Annotated in this window: 25 protein-coding genes, 4 tRNA genes and 1 other annotated feature; of the genes, 24 read left to right on the top strand and 5 right to left on the bottom strand. The window is 42.8% G+C overall.

Annotated elements, in window-relative coordinates; genetic code table 11:
• The first annotated feature begins 13 nt into the window (after nucleotides 1-13).
• The 5 genes from LRM45_RS00005 to LRM45_RS00025 all read left to right on the top strand — a co-directional run bounded on the left by LRM45_RS00005 (nucleotide 14) and on the right by LRM45_RS00025 (nucleotide 4,210).
• Nucleotides 14-90, top strand: a tRNA-Thr gene (locus tag LRM45_RS00005).
• Nucleotides 91-96: 6 nt separating this feature from the next.
• Nucleotides 97-181, top strand: a tRNA-Tyr gene (locus LRM45_RS00010).
• An 89-nt stretch (nucleotides 182-270) separates the two neighbouring features.
• The gene (locus tag LRM45_RS00015; protein ID WP_243826243.1) at nucleotides 271-558 is read left to right on the top strand and encodes a hypothetical protein; all 288 of its coding nucleotides are present in this window, start codon (nucleotides 271-273) and stop codon (nucleotides 556-558) included.
• A 47-nt stretch (nucleotides 559-605) separates the two neighbouring features.
• Nucleotides 606-681: transfer RNA gene (locus LRM45_RS00020), tRNA-Thr, on the top strand.
• A 454-nt stretch (nucleotides 682-1,135) separates the two neighbouring features.
• Nucleotides 1,136-4,210: an Alw26I/Eco31I/Esp3I family type II restriction adenine-specific DNA-methyltransferase gene (locus LRM45_RS00025; RefSeq protein WP_243826244.1), complete on the top strand. Its 3,075-nt coding sequence runs from the start codon at nucleotides 1,136-1,138 to the stop codon at nucleotides 4,208-4,210.
• On the opposite strand, the gene LRM45_RS00030 is transcribed toward LRM45_RS00025, so the two are convergent.
• On the bottom strand, nucleotides 4,191-5,588 hold the full coding sequence (locus tag LRM45_RS00030; protein ID WP_243826245.1) for an Alw26I/Eco31I/Esp3I family type II restriction endonuclease: 1,398 nt from the start codon (nucleotides 5,586-5,588) through the stop codon (nucleotides 4,191-4,193). The genes LRM45_RS00025 and LRM45_RS00030 overlap by 20 nt on opposite strands.
• 129 nt (nucleotides 5,589-5,717) lie before the next feature.
• Here LRM45_RS00030 and LRM45_RS04240 point away from each other — a divergent pair, with 129 nt between their 5' ends.
• On the top strand, nucleotides 5,718-5,951 hold the full coding sequence (locus tag LRM45_RS04240) for an ADP-ribosylglycohydrolase family protein (RefSeq protein WP_445083020.1): 234 nt from the start codon (nucleotides 5,718-5,720) through the stop codon (nucleotides 5,949-5,951).
• Between the two features lie 143 nt (nucleotides 5,952-6,094).
• Complete coding sequence (gene rpmG / locus LRM45_RS00035; protein WP_129632843.1) at nucleotides 6,095-6,313, top strand: 50S ribosomal protein L33; 219 nt, start codon at nucleotides 6,095-6,097, stop codon at nucleotides 6,311-6,313.
• A 66-nt stretch (nucleotides 6,314-6,379) separates the two neighbouring features.
• Here the strand turns inward: rpmG and LRM45_RS00040 are convergent, their stop codons facing one another.
• Both LRM45_RS00040 and LRM45_RS00045 read right to left on the bottom strand, forming a co-directional pair.
• Nucleotides 6,380-7,582, bottom strand: coding sequence for a glycoside hydrolase family 57 protein (locus LRM45_RS00040; protein ID WP_243826246.1), 1,203 nt, complete (start codon nucleotides 7,580-7,582; stop codon nucleotides 6,380-6,382).
• Entirely contained in the window at nucleotides 7,579-8,781 is a 1,203-nt protein-coding gene (locus tag LRM45_RS00045; protein WP_243826247.1) for a glycosyltransferase family 4 protein, read from the bottom strand. Before LRM45_RS00045 ends, LRM45_RS00040 begins: the two co-directional genes overlap by 4 nt.
• 128 nt (nucleotides 8,782-8,909) lie before the next feature.
• Here LRM45_RS00045 and LRM45_RS00050 point away from each other — a divergent pair.
• From LRM45_RS00050 to LRM45_RS00085, 8 genes are all read left to right on the top strand, one after another.
• Nucleotides 8,910-8,986: transfer RNA gene (locus tag LRM45_RS00050), tRNA-Trp, on the top strand.
• A gap of 60 nt (nucleotides 8,987-9,046) precedes the next feature.
• Nucleotides 9,047-9,589 (top strand): ATP-binding protein, encoded by a 543-nt coding sequence (locus tag LRM45_RS00055; protein ID WP_243826248.1) that lies wholly within the window; start codon nucleotides 9,047-9,049, stop codon nucleotides 9,587-9,589.
• Between the two features lie 2 nt (nucleotides 9,590-9,591).
• Entirely contained in the window at nucleotides 9,592-10,284 is a 693-nt protein-coding gene (locus LRM45_RS00060; RefSeq protein ID WP_243826249.1) for a M48 family metallopeptidase, read from the top strand.
• Between the two features lie 30 nt (nucleotides 10,285-10,314).
• Nucleotides 10,315-11,508 carry a sensor histidine kinase gene (locus LRM45_RS00065; protein ID WP_243826250.1) on the top strand — a complete coding sequence of 398 codons (1,194 nt, stop codon included), beginning with the start codon at nucleotides 10,315-10,317 and terminating at the stop codon, nucleotides 11,506-11,508.
• An 89-nt stretch (nucleotides 11,509-11,597) separates the two neighbouring features.
• Nucleotides 11,598-11,927, top strand: a complete 330-nt coding sequence (gene secE / locus LRM45_RS00070) for a preprotein translocase subunit SecE (protein WP_178142814.1) — start codon at nucleotides 11,598-11,600, stop codon at nucleotides 11,925-11,927.
• A 10-nt stretch (nucleotides 11,928-11,937) separates the two neighbouring features.
• The gene (gene nusG, locus LRM45_RS00075; protein WP_129632621.1) at nucleotides 11,938-12,483 is read left to right on the top strand and encodes a transcription termination/antitermination protein NusG; all 546 of its coding nucleotides are present in this window, start codon (nucleotides 11,938-11,940) and stop codon (nucleotides 12,481-12,483) included.
• A 66-nt stretch (nucleotides 12,484-12,549) separates the two neighbouring features.
• Nucleotides 12,550-12,975 carry a 50S ribosomal protein L11 gene (gene rplK / locus LRM45_RS00080; RefSeq protein ID WP_129632624.1) on the top strand — a complete coding sequence of 142 codons (426 nt, stop codon included), beginning with the start codon at nucleotides 12,550-12,552 and terminating at the stop codon, nucleotides 12,973-12,975.
• Between the two features lie 64 nt (nucleotides 12,976-13,039).
• Complete coding sequence (locus LRM45_RS00085; RefSeq protein ID WP_243826251.1) at nucleotides 13,040-13,597, top strand: L-threonylcarbamoyladenylate synthase; 558 nt, start codon at nucleotides 13,040-13,042, stop codon at nucleotides 13,595-13,597.
• A 74-nt stretch (nucleotides 13,598-13,671) separates the two neighbouring features.
• Here LRM45_RS00085 and eno read toward each other — a convergent pair whose 3' ends face one another.
• Together eno and LRM45_RS00095 are read right to left on the bottom strand one after the other, a co-directional pair.
• Nucleotides 13,672-14,952: a phosphopyruvate hydratase gene (eno, locus tag LRM45_RS00090; protein WP_129637412.1), complete on the bottom strand. Its 1,281-nt coding sequence runs from the start codon at nucleotides 14,950-14,952 to the stop codon at nucleotides 13,672-13,674.
• A 33-nt stretch (nucleotides 14,953-14,985) separates the two neighbouring features.
• Nucleotides 14,986-15,462: a hypothetical protein gene (locus tag LRM45_RS00095; protein ID WP_243826252.1), complete on the bottom strand. Its 477-nt coding sequence runs from the start codon at nucleotides 15,460-15,462 to the stop codon at nucleotides 14,986-14,988.
• Nucleotides 15,463-15,933: 471 nt separating this feature from the next.
• On the opposite strand from LRM45_RS00095, the gene rplA reads away from it, so the two are divergent.
• From rplA to LRM45_RS00140, 9 genes are all read left to right on the top strand, one after another.
• Nucleotides 15,934-16,620: a 50S ribosomal protein L1 gene (rplA, locus tag LRM45_RS00100; RefSeq protein ID WP_243826620.1), complete on the top strand. Its 687-nt coding sequence runs from the start codon at nucleotides 15,934-15,936 to the stop codon at nucleotides 16,618-16,620.
• A 234-nt stretch (nucleotides 16,621-16,854) separates the two neighbouring features.
• Nucleotides 16,855-18,405 carry an Ig-like domain-containing protein gene (locus tag LRM45_RS00105; protein ID WP_243826626.1) on the top strand — a complete coding sequence of 517 codons (1,551 nt, stop codon included), beginning with the start codon at nucleotides 16,855-16,857 and terminating at the stop codon, nucleotides 18,403-18,405.
• 170 nt (nucleotides 18,406-18,575) lie between these two features.
• Nucleotides 18,576-18,902 carry a WhiB family transcriptional regulator gene (locus LRM45_RS00110; protein WP_243826253.1) on the top strand — a complete coding sequence of 109 codons (327 nt, stop codon included), beginning with the start codon at nucleotides 18,576-18,578 and terminating at the stop codon, nucleotides 18,900-18,902.
• Nucleotides 18,903-18,939: 37 nt separating this feature from the next.
• Nucleotides 18,940-19,076 (top strand) — a sequence feature (ribosomal protein L10 leader region).
• 59 nt (nucleotides 19,077-19,135) lie between these two features.
• The gene (gene rplJ, locus LRM45_RS00115; protein ID WP_243812417.1) at nucleotides 19,136-19,660 is read left to right on the top strand and encodes a 50S ribosomal protein L10; all 525 of its coding nucleotides are present in this window, start codon (nucleotides 19,136-19,138) and stop codon (nucleotides 19,658-19,660) included.
• Nucleotides 19,661-19,725: 65 nt separating this feature from the next.
• Entirely contained in the window at nucleotides 19,726-20,103 is a 378-nt protein-coding gene (gene rplL / locus LRM45_RS00120; protein ID WP_129632638.1) for a 50S ribosomal protein L7/L12, read from the top strand.
• Between the two features lie 250 nt (nucleotides 20,104-20,353).
• Entirely contained in the window at nucleotides 20,354-20,869 is a 516-nt protein-coding gene (locus LRM45_RS00125; RefSeq protein WP_129637171.1) for a hypothetical protein, read from the top strand.
• A 5-nt stretch (nucleotides 20,870-20,874) separates the two neighbouring features.
• Entirely contained in the window at nucleotides 20,875-21,750 is an 876-nt protein-coding gene (locus LRM45_RS00130; protein ID WP_243826254.1) for a DUF2797 domain-containing protein, read from the top strand.
• A 162-nt stretch (nucleotides 21,751-21,912) separates the two neighbouring features.
• The gene (locus LRM45_RS00135) at nucleotides 21,913-22,152 is read left to right on the top strand and encodes a hypothetical protein (RefSeq protein WP_243826255.1); all 240 of its coding nucleotides are present in this window, start codon (nucleotides 21,913-21,915) and stop codon (nucleotides 22,150-22,152) included.
• Nucleotides 22,153-22,215: 63 nt separating this feature from the next.
• Nucleotides 22,216-22,608, top strand: a complete 393-nt coding sequence (locus tag LRM45_RS00140) for a hypothetical protein (protein WP_243826256.1) — start codon at nucleotides 22,216-22,218, stop codon at nucleotides 22,606-22,608.
• Nucleotide 22,609 lies beyond the last annotated feature (1 nt).

The following is a 22,609-nucleotide window of genomic DNA, read 5'->3' on the forward strand; positions in this document are numbered from 1 at the left end:
TTCACCTTTACACGCCGCTTTAGCTCAGTTGGCTAGAGCAACGGTTTTGTAAACCGTAGGTCCTCGGTTCGAGCCCGAGAAGCGGCTCCACATCACGCTGGAATCGTGTAGTGGCAATCACAGGAGACTGTAAATCTCCCGCCGTAAGGCTTCGTAGGTTCGAGTCCTACTTCCAGCACCAAGATTGAATTATCGCCTTTACGGGCGATTTTTTAGACAAGAAAAGAGTATAATATTGACTTTTATAAGCATATGTGCTATTATATGAGTATGTTTGAATTTACAAAATCTATTCTGACATTATGGAATAGCGAAAAAAACCAACGATTGAAATTACAATACGCTTATATTATGCTGGCTATAATCGGGCTGGCCGTGGCGGGATTATTGACATTATTTAACGCCTCGTCAGCACACTTGGCTGCGTCAGCTTCAGGAATATTGTTCGTTACGTTCTTAGTCAATAGCGTAGCGTGGGGAATAATAGAAGCATTTGTCACGCCAAAACTGCCAAAAGGAGCCGACACACCAGCCAAAAAATCCACTCGTAAAAAATAACTCGGTTGATTAAACATGGCTTAATATGCTAAAATTAAGCCTGTTACGCCGCGATAGCTCAGTTGGTAGAGCGCATCCATGGTAAGGATGAGGTCTCGGGTTCAAGCCCCGATCGTGGCTCCATAAATACGTAGATTCGTAGAAATGCGAGTCTTTTTTAATTAAGACCAGTATTTCATTGGTCTTTTATTTTGTCGAATGAGGCTATCTATCCTACAGATAACTTCATAGACAGAATAATCGAAAATAGAGCATTGTAGCTTAACAATTTAGAGGAAAGAGAGGTTAAATAATGGATAGCATCAACCATTTTAGCTACTCGATGGCGAAGAATATTTACTCGAAAAACTACCAAAAACTCTGACCTATAAGATTATCGAGATTCAGCGCTGTCCAAAATGTAAAAAGGAGTTCACAGAATATCCAGCCCTCTCGCGTGAGGATAATGAAACGGAAATTTGTCCGGAGTGCGGAATTAAGGAAGCGATAGAAGAATACTACGCCGCTAAACATATGGTGAAATAATTTGTCTCAAAAATCTTGTCTCGTTTTAATATTTATGCTAAAATATAAGCATATGCAAAATGGAGTGCAAAAATCATTATTCGACCTCGATTCAACAGACGTTTCTTCTGAGGTTTGGAATGAGCTATCTAATTCTAGCTTAAAATACGAGCAATCGATAGACCCATTATTACGCAAGCGCACTGGAAGCTATTATACTTCAATGAGTCTTACGAGTATCATGATGTCCGATCTTCTCAACTCTATGGGCGACGATTATAAACGTAGTATATACAAGAAACGCTTTCTAGAGCCCTGTGTCGGTACGGGTAATTTTGTTTTTGCCTACCTAAAACATTGCGCAACCCTGGGCTTAAGTAGGAATGAGTCAATTGAGCTGATCAATAATATTTACGCATGCGATATTAATGACGAAGCTATTTCTTTGTATAAGAAGAATCTAAAAAGATACGTTAAACATCTTTTTAATATAAATTTAAATGATTCATATTTTTCTACACACGTCGGTGGCGGATTACTATTCGACGTTGCCTCCGAGAATATAGACTATATATCAATTGATAGTATTTTTCCTGAAGAAGTCATACAGGATGGCTTCGATATTATTGTCACGAATCCACCATACAAAAATCTAAAAGCAGAACGGTCACAGTATCTATCTGATACGGATTATGATGTGGATCGTGAAAAGTATTTCAAAATTGGAAGCATGGCAAAACAACGCTTCCTATTATCGACGACTGGGACGCTTAATCTATATAGGCTGTTTGTCGAAGAGATTTTGATGAAATACTCGTCAAACGATTGTTTCTGTTCGCTTTTAATACCGTCTTCTATTCTATCAGATAAGAGTTGCTCGGATTTAAGAACTTATATGATTAATGAAACGTCATTGATGAATATAAGATTATATCCCGAAACTAGTGCGTATATAGACGCTTCTCAGTCCGTCTGTTCCATTCTTCTAAGAAAGGGTCAGCCGACAAAAGAGCTACTCGTTTTTGGATCCAATAGTGACTATTCTCGTCCAGGAACTAAAGTTAGTATATTCGATATAGCCGATAAAGATACCGGTAATGCAATTCTGATTTTGAATGATCGTGAATATAGTATAAGAAACCAGATGTCTAAGCATCCAAAAATTAGAGATTTACCATATATCCATAATCTTCGAGGCGAATTAGATATTTCTTTAAATAAAAATTCTATCGTAGGAGAAGAAACGGATTTCGTTCTTTTACGTGGTAGGAATATTGCTTATTATGAGCTCACAAATATGGAATCACTAGAACATGTTTCGCCAGTTTTTTATGAGCAAACCGCAAAAAGAACTTTTATTGAAAAGCCCCGACTCGTATGCCAACAGATAGTTAATATGGCAAAGGCAAGACGAGTTGCTTTCGCCTCTGTTCCAGAAAACGTTGTTCTCGCAAATAGCTGCAATTTTATTTCATTAGATGAAAATGACGACGACGTTGATCTATTCTTTCTTCTTGGCGTTCTTAATTCATCTGTAATTGATTGGTATTTTAAGTTAACTAGTAGTAATAATCATATAAATAATTACGAAATTGATAATTTTCCGATTCCTGTTCATTCGAACAATAAGCAAGAGATTTCGGAATGTGTTAAGAAATACCTAGATACGAAAGATACCGAACTTCTTAACGCTATAAATTCATTAGTAAATGAAGCTTTCGGTATCGTTGATTATGATAATGAAACTAGACATAAAGGAGGAAAAATGAAGAAAGAGAAAACATTGGAAGAACCATTACCTTTAGCTAAGAAGGACTTACTTGTTGAGCGTTTTAGAAAAGACCTTTCTCACATTATAGATAATATTACTGCGGATGAATGCCGAGATATTTTATTTGGTAATACTTCTATAAAAGAAATTATCCTAGTAAAAAAACCAGATATAGACCGGTTTCTGAGTAATGTTGCCTCCAGTATGGAAACAAAATATAGAGGAATCTTTGAGAGCATTGTCTTAAATCATACTACTTTCAAATTAAGTGATCTTGATCTCGAGATGATTAAGCCTATCCCTCAAGGAGGAAATTGGACGAACATTCCAGAAGAAACAGTCAAAAAATCAAAACGACTTATGCGCATATCGGAAACTGGAGGTCGCACTACATTATACGGTAGATTGGCTTATAATAAGCCAAGCTACACCATTACAACCTATTTCAATAGGCCAGGCAATGGCACGTATGTACACCCAACCCATGAACGCGTCTTGAGTGTACGCGAAGCAGCTAGACTTCAATGTTTTCCGGATAGCTATTACTTTTATGGCAACAAAAAGGATACCTTGGAGCAAATCGGAAATGCTGTTCCTACATTGCTTGCCTATAATATTGGCAAGTCAATCAAAGAAAAAATTGGTTGCTCTACATCGGTCGACTTATTTTCGGGTGCAGGAGGGCTAACGTATGGTTTTAAATTGGCTGACATAAGAGCACTTATCTCGAATGACTTTTTTGAGGCATCATGTGTTACTCTAAAAACCAACTGTCCAGAAATTGATGTCACTTGTGGTGATATTACAGACGATAATGTTAAAAAGCGCGTAATTGAAGCCGGTATTAAGGGTAAAGCTGATATTATTTGTGGTGGGCCGCCATGCCAGGGTTTCTCATTAGCTGGATATCGGAATGCTGACGATCCTAGAAACCAAATGTTTAGGCATTTTGTTGAAATAGTTTCAAAAGTTAATCCAAAGGTTGTCGTCTTCGAGAATGTTGAAGGACTTATGAGTTTTCAGGGTGGCGAAACATACCGAAATATAATTTCGCTCTTTTCCGAATTGGGTTATGAAGCAGAGGGTCGTTTACTCCACGCCGTCCAATACGGAGTACCTCAAAAGCGAAAAAGGGTAATTATTCTATGCATAAGAAAGGACCTTAAAATATCGCCATCCGACGTTTATCCTAAGCCAATTACTCCAGAAGAAGAAAATCAAATTACCGTTAAGGATACAATTTTCGATCTTGAAAATGTTGAATGTTCAGAATCGGCAAGATATGCAAGTGATTATTCTTCGCCAATAATTAAGTTCTTTAAAGGTGAGCTCGATGCTGAGAAATATTGCAAAACGATTACGCATATCTCTCAATAATGGCATTTTCCTCAGCTGTAACTAACGATTCAATTTTTGATTTGACAGAAGCATATGGATCGCCGTTGTTGATCATTTCACAAATCTCAACTAATCTTCTAAAGTCATCTTGGTCTAACGAGCTAGTTAAATTACGGTTTTCCTTAGCATTGTAGTCATCAACGGAGTTAATTGCGATTCGAAAATACCTCTGCATTTCATCATTGTTTCTGTCTGTAAAATGCCTTGGTGATTGTTCAATAATGTTTCCTTTTTCATCAAATTCATATGCATAATCAAAATACTTGGCATTCTGTTCGAGAAAGCAATTGATTAAATAATCTTTTCCATTCTGTGTCCTATGAATAATTTGACCCAATATAAACATAAAGTTAAACATGCTTTGTTTTAACATATCGCGATAAATCGTGGCCACTTTTTCTGGATGAAGTTTATAATTCTTTTTTATGTATTCCCACACAATCTTTGAATACCAAGACATTGGGTATATACCGGTCCTAGACTCGACTTCGAGGATTTTCTCCAAGTCTCCAATAGTGAGTCGATCTCGTTTCGTAGAGTTGTCGCCTTTATCCATAGGCTGTAAATATCTCGGATCATGGACGAATCCTAATGAGATTGGCCCAATATGATCTGCCGAAGTACCCTTGAAGAATGAAGAGCCCATAAACATATTTGCCGCATGAATATTGCCATCACTCCAATATTCATATGCTCTTCTGTCTTTCGTATAGCTTTTCATATTATCGGCGTGCCTGCCTGTATCCTGTGTCGATCTACAACATAAGTTATAGGTATGAAAACCATCAAAACGGTCAGGAAAATTAGACATTGCTCCTGGACTTAGGATCTTCTTATTTGAATTTCTGCTAGCATCTTCCAAGAAGTCAATTATACTCTGTTTGTCTATCTTGCCATTGTATGACTTGTCGGCGCCTACACATCCAAGGAAAAAAGAAACGAGCTCCGATTCGGTATTGCCAGACTCGATTAGATTATCCCATATTTCACTTATGTGGGTCGTATTGTAAAATCTTTTTCCAAATTTTTTCTCAATCTTATCAATGAGATGAGCGGTTGGGTAATGATAAAATATGGACATTTTTCGACCGCAAACTTGACAAATTTTTTCTCCAGTCGGGTGAATTTTGCGCATAACTTTTGCATACACCCCAGGTTTAATTTCGAAGCCAAATTCTTTTGCTTTCTCTTCGCACCATTTCATGCGGCCCTGCCTAATTGCCGAATTCTTGTTTGCGACGACCCAATTCAACGAACCATCTTGTCCTCTTTCGATAGGTAAGTTTTTGTAGTTGGGGTGGCTAGCAATAAACTCGGTGTATTTTATAAATTCTGGATGCCAATTTTTCGATGCCATAATTTTTCCCTTTTTTCTATTATAACATAAGACCATAAAAATTGAAATAAGCAAACAAATGTGTCATAATAATAGAGATGGGCGATACCTCTGCGGTATTGGGATAGCATACGGAAAGCGGAGGCGATCATTGCGGCGGCAAATCACGACGGGGATTCGGACTCGACAGCGGCAATAACTGGAAATATCGTTGGAGCGAGGGTTGGCTATAAAAACATACCGGATTATTACAAGGATAATATTGAGCTCAAGGACGTAATATTGGAGCTTGCAGATGATATGGCAAAAAATATGCCACTCAAAAAGATTGACGACAGACACCTTGAACCGACAGACGAATGGCTGAATAAATATTCATTTTAGAAAAGAAAGACTAGAGTCCGACGCGCCTTATCGATCGGCGAAGTAAGTATAAAAATTAGTAAAATCTGATATGGTACTAGCATTTTCACTTCACCCATGCTATAATTAGTCAAGACGTTTTATAAAATCTAACGAGTAAAGAGATGGCAAAGAAGAATACGAAACGAAAGCTGATTGGTTTGGTGAGTAACTTGAGCAACCACCGAACTTACTATACTACCGTTAACACCCAGAACCGCACAACAAAAGGTCAGGGTAAATTGACACTACGTAAGTACGACCCAATTGCAAAGCAACACGCTACTTACACCGAGACTAAGAAAAACCTTGGTCGTAACGAAGTTAAAGCTCGTAAAAGCTAATTTAACAGGATTATACAGAAACTCCCTCGCGTTAAGAGGGAGTTTTTATTTGGCAAGAATGTCTGACTATTTCCTCAATCGAGATTTCATATCACGAATGGTATTCATGTAGTAAAGAAAGGCGTCGTATGGCGAATCATACGGGCTAAAATAAGCGTGAACATCGCCGTCGGTAAAATTCTTCGTTCCCATGTAATAGAAGTGGTCTGAAGTTTGCAATTTTCGCCAATCGCTAATTAAACCTTCGTCTTTACTATTCAAGACCTCATCTTCAAGTTCATAGACATATCGCAAAGCTTCTTTCTGCAGGCTATTTCCATTCCAAGCCGTCAAATCCCGCTCGGCGTCCGCCCACGTTACAGGCGACGACATACTTATTTCACCAGCAGGCGCATTCGCGTCCAGTGCTTCGCTAACGGTATAGAAAGTGCTGCCATCAGCGCTCAGCCATTTATCGACAAACTTCTCAAAGAAGCCAAAAATCCCAGATTCCGCCCATTGATGTTCGCCGAAAGTTTCATAGTCCATAAACAAGTTAAGCAGTGGCGCGTAACGGACAGAATCTTCCACCCACGTATTAAACTTGTCCGCAGTCAACGGCCATTCATTCCATTTTCGATCACTAAACCTAAACGCTAAATCATCGCTCAATCGATAATTCTTAAGTAGTAATCCAATTTTCTTCGTGCCTCTCGGGCGATATACATAATTCGGACTGCGCCAATTCAAAATTGGATCCCAGCCTTCAGCCAACACACCCTTAAAACCATCCTGCTCGGCCCATTTTGCCAAGTCATCACTATACGCCAATTCCGTATTTGCCAAAACTCGCGTTTCCGCACCAAAAATCTCACGAATCTTCCAGCGGTGAAGCTCAACTTGACGCTCGAACTCCTTGCGCGAATAGAAAAACGCCAGACTGTGATGATACGGACTTGATAATATTTCTACTTGACCAGTCTTTACCAAGCGCTTAAAGCTCTCCAAAACTTCAGGATTAAACCTTTCAGCTTGCTCTAAAAACGTTCCACTAAAACTCAGTGAAATCTTAAAATCAGGATATTTTTTCAATAATTTTTCAAGCAAAGCATTCATCGGCAAATACGACTTTTCTGCAACTTTTTGGAATATTTTTTGATTGTCCTGATCTGGATTTTGACCGCCAGAGAAATAATTATGCTTCCAAGCCACGTCAAATATACTATACTCGCGTATTCGCAACGGTTGATGTACGTGTAGATATAAAACTATTCCTTTATTTTTATTCATACCAGCGCTCCTTTGTACAGTTTCAGACATTTTCTAGCGGCGTCCTGCCAAGAAATTTTCGCGTATTCATTCTTAACGTTTTTCTTCAAAGATTTCTGTAGGGCAGGCGATTCAGCGATATTAACAATTTCATCCGCCAATTTATTCACATCCCAATAGTCAAACCGCATAATATTATTCAGAACCTCACCAACGCCAGATTGATGACTAATAAGTAACGCCGTGTCATGATGTGCCGCCTCCAAGGCAGTCAAGCCAAATGGCTCAGAAACCGAGCTCATCACAAAAACATCAATCAAGCAGTAAATATCTCGCCACTGTTTTCCGCGCACAAATCCCGTAAAAATCATCTTATCGCTAATCCCTAAATCTGCCGCTAGTTCAATCAGTTCATCTCTTTGTTCGCCATTTCCAGATAAAACAAAAACAATTTTCTCATATTTCTCAAGCGCCTTCGCTGCGGCTCGCACAAAATACGTCAAACCTTTCTGAACCGTGAGTCGCGTCAACGCACCAACAACCGTATAGCCATCCTTTTTCAGCTCCTCCAAATATCTGTAAGTGCTGGCGTCATACTCATGTGGCGGCAAATCAGCCAAATCAATCGCGTTATAAACCACCTCAATTTTCTCTGGCGGAATGTGATAATTCTTAACAATTATTTCCTTCGTGATTTCACTAACGGCGATTATCCGATCAGCCATCAACAAGCCTTGTTGCTCAATTTCGTGAACCAGAGGATTTCCTGACTGCTCGCCAGAACGGTCAAACTCCGTCGCGTGAACGTGCACAATTAGCGGCGCGCCCGTCATTTCCTTAGCAATTATTCCAGCTTCCATCGTCAACCAATCATGCGCGTGAATTGCATCGGGCTGATGATTTTTCACAAACTTCCGAACGTATTTACCGTAACGCCTCTGTACGGCACGCATTGGCGAAAGACCATATTCATCCTTAGCGTTTTCACGGTCCTCCTCTGAACCGTTATTATACGCACCCAAATCGTGATAATTCGGCGGCAAAGGAGTGGCTGAATAGATATTCATATAGTCAATTCCAGGATGCTCGGCGGTGTAGGGAATGATAAAGTCGATATCAACGCCCTCCGAAGCAAGCGCCTTCGACATCTGATAGCAAGCAACGCCAAGTCCGCCACTATTGTGCGGAGGAAGTTCCCACCCAAGCATTAAAATTTTCATCTCTGAGTTAATTGTAGAACTACGCTTATGTTTTTTCAAGGGATTTTGGGATCTTTTTCACGAGTTTTTTTATTTTTCACAATTTTAACATTTGCGACAAAGCTAATTCGTGATAAAATAAGTGCTATAGGAGTGTAGCTCAGGTGGCTAGAGCACTGGTCTCCAAAACCAGGTGTCGGGGGTTCGAGTCCCTCCACTCCTGCCAAGATTCTCGCTTGAAAGAGAATCTTTTTTATTAGTCAAAAATCTGCTATAATTTCTCAATATGAAACCTTTATCGCCTTCACTTCCGCATATTATCGCCATGGTTGGTGCGCCAGGTTCAGGGAAGACGCAATTCGCTGTAGAATTTGCGAAGATTTTCAATTCTCCAGTGGTAAGTTCTCGACAATTTGAAGTTTTTACGGACAATACAAAAACCATTTTTGACGCAACATTGTCGCTTTTAGAAGAATTTTTGAAGACTAAACAAACTGTCATTTTGGACGGATCAACGGATCAGCGCACGAATCGTATGCGTATCAATCGCCTTGCTAGGGAATATGGATATAAAGTCCTATTTGTTTGGGTGCAAACCGATCCCGCCACAGCCAAACATCGCTGGATAAAGACTTATGGCGGAAATGACGAATCTTTTGAACGACGATTGAAGCAGTTTTCAGCACCGCACAGCAGCGAATCTTACGTCGTGATCAGCGGTCGTCACACCTTAAGCAGTCAAGCTCGCACTGTTCTTAAGCAAATTGGCGCCAGTCGTCCAGAAGCTCCGCGCCGCCCAATTGCCGGGAATCGAATCAATATAGGTTAGTTATGACAATTATTACCGACGAAGAATTCGGAGAAATTGTCGTTAAAAAACGTAGCTTGTCGAAGACTGTTAGTTTGAAAATTGCGCCAGACGGACGAATACAAATTACAATGCCACCATATGCGCCGCTGTTGGCTGCAAAGGCATTGATTAAAACCTCTCGAAAGCAAATCCGCGAATTAGTTTCTCAATACAGAGAAAAACTTTCTTACACGGAAAATCAGCAAATTGGCAAAAGCCATCATTTATTGATACAAACGACCGCGAAACCTTCGAGTGTAAAAATCGTCGGGACGCAGATATTGGCAGAAATCAACGAGGCGGAATCCGTCGAATCGGCCGCAAACCAACAACTTATCCGCAGTAAAATTCTGGCAGCTCTCAGAAAAGAAGCCAAGTCATATTTACCAAGGCGATTGTCGTTTTTAGCGGAAGAACACGGCTTCTCTTTTACTCGGAGTAAAATCACACACTCATCAAGTCGCTGGGGAAGCTGCTCTTCATCTGGAACGATTAGCTTGAATATCGGGATGATGAACTTGCCATTTGAGCTGATTGATTACGTAATTATTCACGAATTATGCCACACCAGGCATATGAATCACTCGACGAAGTTCTGGGACGAAGTTGCCAAATTTGACCCGCATTATAAAATTCACCGAAATGAATTGAAAAAATATTCGCCATACATATAGAAACGCATATGCTTATGTTATACTTTAGCTATGTGGGCGCTAATTTTTCTATTGATCACTCTGAGTGTTGTTTTAGGTGTTATAGCTATTGTTTTACATAAAATATTGTCGGAAATTAGCGATAAATCTGATTATAAAAATGATAAAAAAAGCCTCAGCGAACATCAAAGAATGATCACGCTTATCAATAACATCACCGACGCGATTCTCAGTACGGACGAGCACGGAATTATCAATACGTACAATTCTGCGGCACTTAATTTGATTGATACGAACAGCGGAATTAACGGCGAACATATCAGTCAGGTGCTAAACCTTGAAACGACAGATAAAAAGCCGATTGACATTTTTAAGGAACTCACCAAGTCTTCCGCAATTCGCCAGCGCGACGACATTCTGATGAAAATCGAAGATGGCGATTATATTCGCCTGGAAGTTACGCTTGCGCCAGTTCAGGGCGGCGACAAGATGACTCCTGACGGATACGTGCTTATTCTGCGCGACATCACGAAGGCGAAGAGCCTCGAGGAGGAACGTGATGAGTTTATTAGCGTAGTTAGTCACGAATTACGTACGCCAATTGCTATTGCCGAAGGTTCGCTAAGTAACGCCAAATTGCTGGTCGAGCGTAAAATGACTAGCAAAATTCCCGAAGCCATTGACGAATCTCATAAGCAAATTTTATTCTTAGCGCGAATGATCAACGACCTCAGCACATTATCACGCGCAGAGCGAGGTGTGGCTGATGAAACGGAAATAATTGACGTGACAGAGCTGGCGGCTCAGATAAATTCCGAATATTCACCTCAGGCGGGCGAAAAAGGTTTGGCTTTCAATTTGGATATCGGCGGGCGACTTGGCGTAGTTAAGGTTTCTCGTTTATATCTGGAGGAAATTCTACAAAACTTCATCACCAACGCCATTCGATACACACAAAAAGGTTCCATAACTTTATCAATCAAGAAAAATAAATCTGGCGAAATCACCTTCAAGGTTATTGACACGGGAATTGGCATTAGCAAAGCCGACATAGCAAAAATTTTCGACAAGTTTTACCGCGCAGAAGATTATAGAACCCGCGAGACGAAAGGTACGGGATTAGGTCTATACGTTTCCGCTAAGTTGGCGAAGAAATTGGGCTGCAAAATTGAGGTAGAAAGCCGGTTAAACCACGGATCAACGTTCGGATTCAAGCTGAAAGAGTTCAAAAATAGCAGCAAATAATCTCTGGTCAACTTGTTTTTTTGACTCGGATGAATTACAATGACTATTGACAGTCTGTGAAAAACAGACTTTTTAAATTGGGAGAAAATATGGCACAGAAAGGCAAGGCAAGCAGCAAAACTACGGTTCGTCGCATCAAAGCTACTGACGACGCGCCAAAAAAAGAAAAAGCTGTAGCGAAAAAAATCAATAAACCGACCAAAATCACCACAAAAGCGTCTAAAAAGTCTGGTGAAAAAGGTGGATTGATTGGATATTTCAAGGGCGCTTGGGAAGAGTTAAAGCTAGTTCGCTGGCCAACCCGCTCAGCAACTTGGGCAATGACAGCGGCGGTGCTTATCTTCACCTTTACGTTTGTCGTTCTGATTTTATTACTTGACGCCGCATTCAACTGGGGCTTTAACCAAATTTTGAAATAGAGGAGATATTATGAGTTCAAAACGATATGACGACAGTAAGCAATGGTATGCAATTCATACCTATTCTGGCTACGAAGAAAAAGTTGCCGAATCAATCCGCCAACGAATCAACGGCGTCGATATGGCTGATAAGATTTTTGACGTTATCGTGCCAAAGGAGAAGCAAATTCAAATTCGCAACGGTAAGCGTAAAATCGTTGAAGCTAAGATCTTCCAGGGCTATGTCTTGGTTGAGATGAAATTGACTGACGAAACTTGGTACATTATTCGCAACACGCCAGGCGTTACAGGATTTGTGGGCGCCGACACTACACCAACTCCAGTTTCTGAAAAAGAAATTGCGAAGATTAAGAAGCGAATGGGCGTTGAAGAGCCAAAGCATCAGATTGACTTCTCAGAGGGTGAAGTTGTTTCAATTATCGACGGTCCGTTCAAGGGCTTTGATGGCGCCGTGAGCGAAATTGACGCGTCTAAGGGCACTTTGAAGGTTATGGTTAGCATGTTTGGTCGCGACACTCCAGTCGAGTTGGACGCCCTGCAGGTTAAAAAAGTTTAGCTTGCAATTTTAAGCATTTTTCGATATAATATTCGAGTTACGCACTACAAACTATAAGGAAGAACTATGGCAAAGAAAATTATTGGTAATTTGAAATTACGCATTCCAGCCGGTCGAGCAACAGCAGGTCCTCCAGTGGGATCAACGCTTGGTCAGTGGGGACTAAACATGATGGACTTTATCAATCCATTCAATGACGCTACAAAAGACATGATGGGTAAGGATGTAATTGTTCACATTCAAGTTTACGAAGACCGAACATTTACTTGGAACTCACTTGGTCAGCCAGTTGACGATATGATTCGTGAGAAAGCTGGAATCCAAAAGGGTAGTGGTAAGCCGCACTCAGACAAGGTCGGTAAGATTACTCGCGCACAATTGCAAGAAATCGCTGAGGCGAAAAAAGACCAATTGAACGCAATCGACATCGAAGGCGCAATGAAAGTTATCGCCGGATCAGCACGCTCAATGGGCGTTGAAGTCGTCGACTAATCTACAGAACTTTTAGCAAATAGCCCCGGACTTCTCGGGGTTATTTTATGGGAAGATGTAATAAATGATTGTGAAGAATATTTTAGATGACGGCGCAATCTCCGCGCTTAAAAATGGGCAATTGATAATTGCTAAAACCGACACGATTTACGGAATATTAGCCGCTGCCAATTCAGAAAAAGCCGTCGAGAGATTATACGAAGTTAAGCGGCGCCCCTTGGATAAACCTGTTATTATTTTGGTTGCGAATATTGACGACATTCCTGATCTCACGCCGTCGATCAAACGCAAATATCAAGAAATCTCCAAAAATAGACCAACAACAATCATCACTAAAGTGAGCCCTGATTTTCTGCCATATCTTCCGAGAAATGGCGGAACATTGGCATTCAGAGTCGTGCCAGAATCTCCGTTGGCAGAGTTAATTCGAACCGTCGGTCTTTTGGTCGCACCCAGCGCAAATCCATCAGGAGAAGAGCCGGCGAAGAACGTCACCGAAGCGATAAATTATTTCCACGAATTAGTGCCGATTTATGTCGATTCTGGAGAAGTCGCCGACGCTCAACCATCGCAAATTGTCCGAATCAATGAGGGCAGGGAAATTGAGTTTTTAAGAAGATAATCCTCGAATAATTGTCGAATAATCGCCAAATAAAAAGACTTCCTCTGAATTACGGGGAAGTCTTTTTGCGCGAGTTACTTCACAAACGGATGCGCAATCTCCAAATCTGGGCGCTTTTCCGCAATTCTCAGCAGCTCGTTGTACTTAGCAATTCGCTCTGAACGCGACATCGAGCCAGTCTTAATTTGACCCGTGCCCAAACCGACCGCCAGATGAGAAATCGTAACATCTTCAGTTTCACCAGAGCGGTGACTCATCACTGTATTCCAGCCGGCGTTCTTAGCCATCAAAACAGCCTGAATCGTCTCAGTCAATGTGCCAATTTGGTTCGGCTTGATTAAGATCGCATTGCCAGCCTTTTCTTCGATTCCGCGCTTCAATCTCTCGACATTCGTCACCAAAAGATCGTCGCCAACCAATTGCGCAAAATTGCCCAAATCGGCCGTCATTTTCTCCCAATCTTCCCAAGCTTCTTCGTTCAATCCATCCTCAATCGAGAGAACAGGGACGCGTTCCAACAGGGCTTTATATGTGCGAATCATTTCGTCAGCCGACAGAATTCGATGTTCAGTCGCCAAGTTATATTTGCCGTCCTTGTAAAGCTCGCTCGCCGCAACGTCCAGCGCAAAACCAAAGTCCACGCCTAATTTATAGCCAGCCTGCTCGATGGCGCGAGATAGCAACAAAATAGGCTCCATATTACCATTCCTGACATGAGGTGCATAGCCGCCCTCATCGCCAACCGTCGTAGGATAACCTTCATCTTTCAGGATTTTTGCCAACGCGTGAAAAACTTCCGCACTCATTCGAACCGCGTCCGCAAAAGTTGCCGCGCTAGTTGGAATAATCATATATTCCTGAAAATCAGTCGCACCGAGCGCATGCTGACCGCCGTTCATCACATTAATCATCGGCATCGGCAGGCACATTGTAGGATTTCCAGCCAAGCTATTGACATATTGATACAACTCCACGCCACGCGACTTAGCAGCAGCTTTCGCTACAGCCAGCGACACCGCCAAAATAGCATTCGCACCCAAACGCGCCTTATTCGGCGTACCGTCCAGACTCTTCATTTTTTCATCAATTGCAGCCTGGTCGAACGGATTAGAACCTTTCAAAGCCTGCGCAATTTCACCATTGACGTTTTCAACCGCACGAAGAACGCCTTTACCGCCGAACGCCAACTCGCCGTCCCGAAGCTCAACAGCCTCGAAAGAGCCAGTGCTTGCGCCAGACGGAACAGCCGCACGCCCAAACGAACCGTCGCTCAAAGTCACGTCCGCCTCAACCGTCGGATTTCCACGCGAGTCTAAAATTTGCCTTGCTTGTATGTTTGTAATTGTTATATCCATAATTACTATTTTATCAAAAACAGCAATTATATGTTAATCTTCATCTTTCTTCAGGTCGCGTTGTATTATCACCGGCTCACCAATTTGAGTTTCACCCAATCCCGAATAAAACACCTTCGGACTATCACACATAGCGACGCGCACAACCCGAGAACCATCAGCCCCTCCAAGAACTAAAGGTCCTGCACACCCATTAGTTAGCGTGTAAATATCCCTCTGCGCTTTTGCAATATTTTCATCTAACTCGTCCATTCCACTGGCGGCCATTTTACAAACAATTTTAGTAGATTGATCTTTATCTAATACCTCACCTGTAGCCTTATTAACCAATGTCGCCTCATCACCACTAAACGCCATTTCTAGAAGTTTATTTACTGTTTTTCTGTATTCTTCTAAGTCGTTTAACTTTTCTATTATTCTTGGGCAAGACATACATTGCTCTGGGATGTAGATATCTATCGTGCCTAAAGAACCGTCTTCGTTACCTACAATTTTCGTAAACTCACTCATAATATTACATATTATACAATTCTTCTCCATAAAATCAAACATTTGCCTCAATCTCTAAAAATATGGTATAATTTCAACATTATCAATCAATGTTGGGAGGCTGATTTGTTAAGATGACAAATTACCGTTCGTACCACAGAAAGGATTTTTATGGCAAAGAAAGCCGAGTTGCTAGAAAAAGCAGCAGAACTAAAACTAGAAGTCAGTGAGAAAAACACAATTGCTGAAATCGAAGCAGCAATTGCAGAAGCTACAGACGCAGGCAAATCTCACGACAACAAAGACAAAGACGTTGTTGCTGAGCGCGAAGCTACTGTCGCTAAGTCTGGCAAACGTAGCCAAAAAGCTCTTGACGAAGCTGCTGAAAAAGCAGAGAAGGAAGCTCGCAAGGAAGCCGGCGACACCACTCCACAATCAGACGACGCTGAAGCTCACGTAAAGAAGGGTCCAAAGCCAGTTACTCGTCCACGCTTGGAGCGCCGCGGTAAAAAATATCAGGACGCTGCAAAAAACGTTGAAAAGAACAAATTGTACAGCTTAGACGAAGCTTTGAAATTGGCTACTGAAACCAGCCCAGTCAAGTTTGATGCTAGCGTTGAAATCCACATCCGCCTAGGCGTTGACCCACGCCAAGCCGACCAAAACATTCGCTCAACCGTAGCATTACCACACGGTACAGGTAAGGATGTCCGCGTAGCAGTTTTCGCACCAGAATCAGAACACACTGCCGCTAAAAAAGCTGGCGCTGACATTATCGGTGATGAAGAATTCCTAAGTCAATTGGACAAGGAAGAATTGAACTTCGACATTTTGGTCGCAACTCCACAGTATATGCCAAAGCTTGGTAAATACGCACGTTTGCTTGGCCCACGCGGTTTGATGCCAAATCCAAAGTCTGGCACTGTCGCTACTGACGTCGCTAAAGCCGTTTCTGAAGCAAAGGCCGGAAAAGTTGAATACCGCGTTGATAAGCAAGCCATCGTTCACTTGTCAATCGGCAAGGTGTCATTCGGCGCTGAAAAATTGGCAGAAAACGCACGCGCATTCTTAACCAGTTTGAACTCCCAAAAGCCATCCAGCTTAAAGGGCGTTTACGTTAAGAGCGTTGCAATTGCCACAACCATGGGTCCTGGCATTAAAGTAGAGAACTCTCTGTAATCTTTATATTTCAGGCAATTAAATCCCGTCGATTCTGGCGGGATTTTTGTGTTACTATTGCATTTTTCATTTTTTATGATAAAATAGTAAAGTCCACTAGGTACTGATGTTCGAGAGTTTCTTGATTTCCAGCCTAGCTGGATAAAAGGACCTTAACATCTGTATCTTATTGTTCACAAGAGAAGGGATGATGGTGAAATGAATCACCGTAAGACCCCATTGAGGGTGCCTATCATGGCAATCCTCGCAGCATTCCTCGCAGCATTCCTCTTCGGAGGGGTGTCACGCGCCGACGAGACGTCGCTCCAGTCAGCAGCCGAGGCTCAGTCCTCGTCTGGTATTGTTGTCGAAGCCCAGTCGTCTGGTGTTGCTACCACAGTAGCAGATACCAGCAACGAGACCCAGTCTTCGTCTGGTGTCGCTGGCGAGGCTCAGTCGAGCAGCACTGCTAACACTGAGCAGTCATCGTCCGGTAGTAGTGTCGCCACGGCGGCAACCTCTGACGACAAGCCCGCCTCCTGCAATCCCAGTAATATCTCCCCTGAGGAGATTCAGGAGAATTTCGTAACTTCGGACGGTTCGCCCGAAGTTACGGCCTATGAATCGGTGCAATTCTCCGTTGCATTGACCCTTAAGCAGGGTCACTGTGCTGGAGATAGCATCACCATTTCTGTGCCGAGCGAACTCGGCACAGACGCGGATTTCGCACCGATTCCGATGACAACCCCAGAGGGGATCGTCATTGGGTACGCCGCCTACAACACTGACCACACCGTGTCGGTTAAACTGACCGATGCTGTGGAGGTGCCCGGACGAGTGAATTTCCACGCCTCGGCGTGGTGGCGCGTCCACATGAGTAGTTCTCTTATTCCCGGGGAAACCCGAGAATTGAAATGGAACGTTGGTGGTGTCGTTCGCAGAACGACCATCCAAGTGGGCACCTGTGATGGGTGCTCCACAATTGGTGCAGCCCCCTCTAAGTGGGGATACGTCGACAAGGAGCGGCAGCACGTCACAATCGTGCTGCCCACCGCGACCCAGGACAACCAGCAGTTTGTCGTAACAGACACACTGACCTCTCCGGGTCAGAAGTTCGTCTGCAGCAGTCTGCTCAATGGACGGGTTGGGATCTATTCCTCGGCCGGTAACTGGGGTCAACCCCAGTATATCCGGTTTGAGGAACCTGATATCGTCAGCTGTGCTGACGACAAGGCAACTCTCAATATTCAGCTAAATCAGGGCGAAAAAGCCCGCGTTGAGCTGAACATTAACGTCAGCGCCACAGATCCCGGTCCGTGGACTGACACAGCGTCCATCACTTCCCAGAATAAATCCTGGGAAGTGGTAGCTAAGGTTGCCAGGAAAGAGTCCGGCGGCAACGCCGGATTTGACAACACTCCGACTCCGGCACCCACGCCGGAACCGACTCCAACCCCGGAGCCGAGCCCGTCGACGACTCCTGAACCGAGTCCGTCGGCACCAAGCCCGGCACCGAGTCCGTCGGCAACACCGTCGACACCCACGCCGAGCACGACCCCGTCGGTGACACCGACTCCGAGTCCGAGCACGACGCCTACACGCAAACCCGTGCCGCTCCCCACTCCCGTTATTGAACGGTATGAGGAGCCTACACCCTCGGCTACCCCCACACCAGCGCCCCAGCACAAGAAGCTGGCGGTTACTGGTACAAGTGGAGACGTAGTCACCAGCGCGGTCGCGCTAGTGGCTCTCGGAGGCTTCCTCATTTGGGCGCGCCGTCGTCAGACGGCACGCTCGGAGAGGTAACCCATCTCGTCGAGGGGTGTTAGTTTAATCGACTAGCACCCCTCGACAGAACATACAGATACAGAGAGAAAGGAGGTTCGCCCGCCCGCTCCACCACGGAGCGGGTTTTCTCTTTGGCTAAACATAGACGCCTATTGATTTTATTACGTTATTATTATAAAATAATAAATATGTCAGAGTTAAATAACGAGAGTCTATTAGAAGGCGCTAAATGCGCGGAACTGTCCGTCAAAGAAGCTGATCGTTTGTTTTTCCAAATAAACCCAAACACTCCAGACCAAGACTTAAGAGGGGTCAGAAAGACAGAAGCCGCGGAAGCTGCCATAGATATGTGCCGAAAATGTCCAGTATTAAAACAATGCTTAGAATATGCGCTCCGCCACCCAGAATCTGCAGAATATGGAATTTGGGGAGGCACAACTGTCGTTCAACGCAGAAGAATATTACGATTAGGCGAAAATGCAATAAATAAGGCGATCGAATCGGCTGGAAAATAATCACCATAACTCTTGTTTTTCGTTGTCATTTCTGCTACAATAGTCTGGAACATTACCAAAGACAGTGGCGACTTGACGTAAAACAAGTATAAAAATGCCACCGAGGGATGAAACTAACAGTTTTATTTGACGTCTTTGGTAGTGCGAGAATCAAAGACGTTTTTTGATTCTCCATTACCGCACGTTAACAAATTGGCACATGACAAATTAACTCAATCAAAGAAAGGATTTTTATGGCAATTTCACGCGATAAAAAACAAACTTTGGTTGCTGAACTGACAGAGCTATTAAAAGACGCTAAGGGTACGGCTTTTGCCCGATATCAAACCCTTACCGTTGCCGACCTACAAGAACTACGCAAGGCAGCTCGCGAAGCGGGCGTTACCATCAAGGTCGTTAAAAACCGATTGGTACGCGTAGCTCTTCAGGAAATCGATACTTACAAAGAAACCGACACCAGCTTATTGGTTGGTCAATTGGTTTACGCTGTAAGTAGCGAAGATGAAGTTATGCCAGCAAAGGTATTGGACACGTTTGCAAAAACACATCCAGCACTACAACTTGCAGGTGGCTTCTCAGGCGAAGGCTTGGCAATTAGCGAAGCTGACGTTAAAGCATTGGCAGGCCTACCAAGCAAAGACCAGCTCGTTGCTCAAGTGGTATCACAATTGCTATCACCAGTACACGACACGGTCAACGCGCTTGGCGGCAATTTGCACGGACTTTTGGACGGCATCGAAGCCAAAGCTGCTGCTTAAGTTTAGCAATCAACACTAGTAACGTTGCATTCATCGCAACAGTATAATAATAAAGGAGAATATCAATGGCTGATATTAAGAAATTGGCTGAAGAACTTGTAAAATTGACAGTTCTAGAAGTTAACGAATTGAAAAATCATCTTAAAGAAGAATACGGCATCGAGCCAGCTGCTGCAGCTGTCGCTGTTGCTGGTCCAGCTGCTGGTGGTGACGCCGCTGCTGCTGACGAAAAAACTGAGTTCACAGTTACTTTGAAAGACGCTGGTTCTCAGAAGGTTGCAGTCATCAAGGCTGTTAAGGAAATCACTGGCCTAGGTCTAGGTGAAGCAAAAGCTATCGTTGACGGCGCTCCAGCACCAGTCAAGGAAAAAGTTTCTAAAGACGAAGCTGAAGCTGCAAAGAAAACTTTGGAAGACGCTGGCGCTACTGTCGAGCTTTCATAATTTGTTATATAACGCCAATTTGTTTCGTTTAATCACCGTCCGCTCTGGGCGGTGATTTTTATGTCGCCAATCTTAATATCACGAACCACACATCATTTTCAAGAGTAAAATTTGCAACACTTTTTCGTCCATATCTTATAGCGCTGTGGAAAATCATAGAAAATTAGATGACACGACTTGATATAAATGTGAGGATATGCTATATATTAGTTAAGTATTATAAAAAATAGACAAAGGAATTGCGAGAACCATGTCTGAATTACCAGAAAAGCAAATTAAGCGTCTGAGGACACTTATTCAAGAGGCGGAAACCAATTTAGCTGCCGCAAAAGAATTATTGATTAGTATTATTGGCGATGACGGTCAAGTTGTTACGCCAAAAAATTCGTCAGATGATGTAACAGGAAAGATTATCGAAGGCGTATTTGACGGTCAGATGATGCTTAGCCCAGACGGCAAAAATTACCCAATCCCAGCCAACTACGCTTCAAAGTCGAAGCTGGTTGAAGGCGACTTGATGAAATTGACAATCGCTGAAGACGGCAGCTTTATCTATAAGCAGATCGGTCCTGTACCACGAAAGCAAGTTATCGGAACGCTTGTCCAGCACGACGGAATTTACTACGTCGAGGCTTCCGGTCGCGAATATCGTATTTTGCTTGCTAGCGTAACTTACTTCCGAATTAACGTCGGCGACCAAGTTACAATCATCATCCCTGAAGACAATCCTGACGCAACTTGGGCTGCTGTCGAAGCTGCATTGTAAATATTATGCTACCGAGCGAGTTTCTGCTCAGTTACGCCAGTTTCAACGCTGATAATAAACCATTCGTCGAATGTCAAGTTGACGGTAAAATTGAGCGCTATGAATTGTTCGGACAAGATTTGTCTCTTGAGTTTGATTTTTCCGTTAAATATTGTACAGGTTGGGTGGATTTTGAGAATCGCTGTAGCCAAATCTGCCCAGACCACGCCACGGTTGATGAAAAGTATGAAAATTGCTTAAAATGCCGCGACAAAACTGGCTTTAATCCAGCATTTTATAACGCCAGTTCGGTTTCTATCCAACAAGAAAAAATCAATCAAAATCCGCACTTTGTTTACTTGGCGTACTTCGCGCCGAACGTCATAAAAGTCGGAATCTCGCAAGAAGAGCGTGGAATTCGGAGATTATTGGAGCAGGGAGCGCGATTAGCCATAAAATTAGAAACGTTTTCTTCAGCATTGATCGCCAGACAATATGAGGCAAAAATTTCCAAGCTGGACGGAATAGTTGAAACTCTGCCAGTTTACAAAAAGCTGGAATTGATAAAACAACCTTTTGACTATGCAGCCGGCGAAAGAGAATTGCGACAAAAATTACTTGAAATTGAGCAGAAAATTGGCGTGTCGTTTCCGAAATCCGAGCTAATTCCTTGCGAAGATTATTTTCAAACCGCTGGCGTTGATTTGTCACGTGTCGTTTTAATGAAGAATTACAGTCAATTAGTCGGACACGTACGCAGCGTCATCGGCTCAATTATCATCACTGATTACGACGGTCAGCTGCTGGCTTACAATATCAAAAAACTTATTGGTTATCGGGCGCAAAAAGTTGACAGAGAAATTGAGCTGGATTTACCAACCGAGCAATTAACGTTATTTTAAAAACCTTATTTTTACAATATATTTTTGATGAAATAGCTTGACATTTTACTCTATTATTGATATATCTACATTAGCTTTCACGACGTGTGTTAGCTTGCGTCAAATCGACGCACCGTTTTGCGGAGGATTTATTTTCTTCGCCTGACTCCAGAAGGAGTTATCATGGCTTACTTCGAACAGCCTGCTATTGTGCGCAGGTCTGAAGGACAGATTAACGTCTATTACGGAGGCATGTTCAAGCCAGACGGTCCTGGACATGGTCATGTCAGAGTCACTGGCGGTCCGCTCGGCGAAAATATCGTCTATTGGAGACTGCCTGAGAGCGAGGGTGGTCAGGTTATCGTCGACAACGCATGGGAAACCAACCATGAACGGCAACGACTTGCGCGATCACCTCACTAACTTCTGAGTCATAAGACCTGGATATGTCTGAAAACTATCCATCTTACCTGGTATAATTTCATTATGAACAATTACTCAAATTTTGTATTTCCGTCTGTAGTTTTTGAAGCATTTCCAATTCTCGGAAAATTGGGTTATGTTCGACAATTCGCACCACTGATACCGCTTAGTCCAGATACGACTTTTCACCTATTCGGCGGCAAGGATGGATACTTTCTTATACTAGTTATGACCGACTATGCCGACCCAATAGATCAGAGTCGAGAACTAAAGAATATTTCTGGTGAATATGCGCTTGAATTTACTAAGCTTATCAAGCCGTACAGCAACAATGAACATATTGAAATAAGAGAGAACGACGAGATACTTGAAAATCCAACCGTGTCAGACCCTAATAGTTACTACCGTTTTTATGTCGCTGAAACAAAACACAAAATCGATCTGCGCTATCCATAAA

It is taken from the genome of Candidatus Nanosynbacter sp. TM7-057, from assembly GCF_022828295.1.
Lineage (GTDB): Bacteria > Patescibacteriota > Saccharimonadia > Saccharimonadales > Saccharimonadaceae > Nanosynbacter.